The 1,706-nt window shown below is 66.7% G+C and carries 2 protein-coding genes and 1 pseudogene; all 3 read left to right on the top strand.

Annotation, left to right across the window (positions count from 1 at the left end; all coding sequences use genetic code 11):
- Positions 1-561, top strand: a pseudogene (locus AC2VNT_RS03725) (mammalian cell entry protein); the annotation flags it as partial.
- Positions 562-572: 11 nt separating this feature from the next.
- The gene (locus AC2VNT_RS03720; RefSeq protein ID WP_486945574.1) at positions 573-1,298 is read left to right on the top strand and encodes a mammalian cell entry protein; all 726 of its coding nucleotides are present in this window, start codon (positions 573-575) and stop codon (positions 1,296-1,298) included.
- A partial coding sequence (locus tag AC2VNT_RS03715; protein ID WP_486945573.1) for a mammalian cell entry protein occupies positions 1,298-1,706 on the top strand: 409 nt, incomplete at its 3' end. The genes AC2VNT_RS03720 and AC2VNT_RS03715, both read left to right, overlap by 1 nt.

Genomic DNA, 1,706 nt, shown 5'->3' with positions numbered 1-1,706 from the left:
CCCGGCAAACGCGCACCGACGATTCAGCTGTGTCGTGACCCGAAAGGCTATGTGCCGGTGGGTACTAACCCATGGCGCGGTCCGCCGATCCCGTCCGGTACGCCGGTAACTGATGGACGAAACATCTTGCCGCCCAACAAGTTTCCGTATATTCCACCAGGCGATGATCCCGATCCCGGCGCGCCTATCGTCGGCCCGCCTTCACAGGGTGAGGTGGCGGGTCCAGGGCCGGCGCCGCACCAGCCCGCGATGGTTCCGCCGCCGCCCAACGACAACGGGCCGCCGCCGCCGTTCACGTCGTGGATGCCGCCGGGGTACCCGCCGCAGCCGCCCCAGTTGCCGTACCCGGCGACAATCCCCCCGCCGCCACCACCGGAAGGCGCCGGCCCAGCGCCTGGTCCGCAGCCGCAGGCCAGCGGCCCGGCTTACACCACGTATGACCAAAACACCGGAGCCTTTGCAGACCCGGCGGGGGGCACTGGTATTTTCGCGCCCGGTATCAATGGCGCATCCAGTGCTGAGAATTGGGTAGACCTCATGCGTGATCCAAGGCCGCTTTAGTGGCGGATGTCGTGACCTCTCGTGTTACGGGGCAGCCGCCGACACCGCCGCGCGTTCGTCGGCGGGCATCCCGGGCGGCTGGCCCCGCGAAAGGCCAGCCCGGCGCCACCACCACGGTTCGGGCCGACGGTGCGGCCGGACAGCCAAAGCCGGCCCAGCCCAGCCGGCCAGAGCGGCCAGTTGGGCCGAGCGGGCGCGTCAAGCCGCCGCCGCGCCGGCCCGCTCACCGCGTGCTGGTCGGATCGATCGCCCTGGCCGGCGCACTGCTGGCGATTACCGCGCTGGCCGGCTGCCTGACCGCCCTGGTCGTCCAGCATCGGCACAATGAGGCCGAACAAGCGCGCGACCAGCGCTTTGTCGACATCGCGACGCAGACGGTGGTCAACATGTTCAGCTACCGGCCGGACAATATCGACGAGAGCGTCAACCGATTCGTGAACGGCACCAGCGGCCCGCTGCGCGGCATGCTCAGCTCCAACAACAACGTCGACAACCTCAAAGGCCTGTTTCGCTCCACTAACGCGACATCCGAAGCCGTCGTCAACGGTGCTGCCCTGGAAGGCGTCGACCCGGTAACCGACAATGCGTCGGTGCTGGTGTCGGTGCGGGTGACGGTCGCCGACATCGATGGCGTCAACACGCCGTCGATGCCTTATCGCTTGCGGGTCATCGTGCATGAGGACGACGGCGGGCGGATGACCGGCTATGACCTGAAATATCCAGACGGCGGCAACTGATGCGGTGGTTGAACGCTGTCACCTGCTCCGTGCTGGTCGCGGTTATCGTCGGGTTGTCCGCCGCGGGTGGCTGGTTCTATTGGGAGCGGGTCCAAACCGGTGGCGAGGAGTCAGCGCGGGCGGTCCTGCCCGAGCTGGCGGCCAAGGAGATACCCGAGGTTTTCGCTTACGACTACCAGACCGTCGAACGCAGCCTCACGGCCGCCTATCCGTTGCTGACGCCTGACTATCGCCACGAGTTCCAGAAGAGCGCCGATTCGCAGATCATCCCGGAGGCGAAGAAACGCGAGGTGGTCGTTCAGGCCTATGTAGTGGGCGTGGGGGTCATGTTCGCCAAACGCGATTCGGCGTCGGTGATGGTTTACATGAACCGCACCGTGACGGACAAGTCACGGCAGCCGCTCTACG

Source organism: Mycobacterium sp. TH-M15 (genome assembly GCF_057473705.1).
Note: the sequence above shows the minus strand (reverse complement) of the source record. Positions and strands in the feature narration are given on the sequence as shown.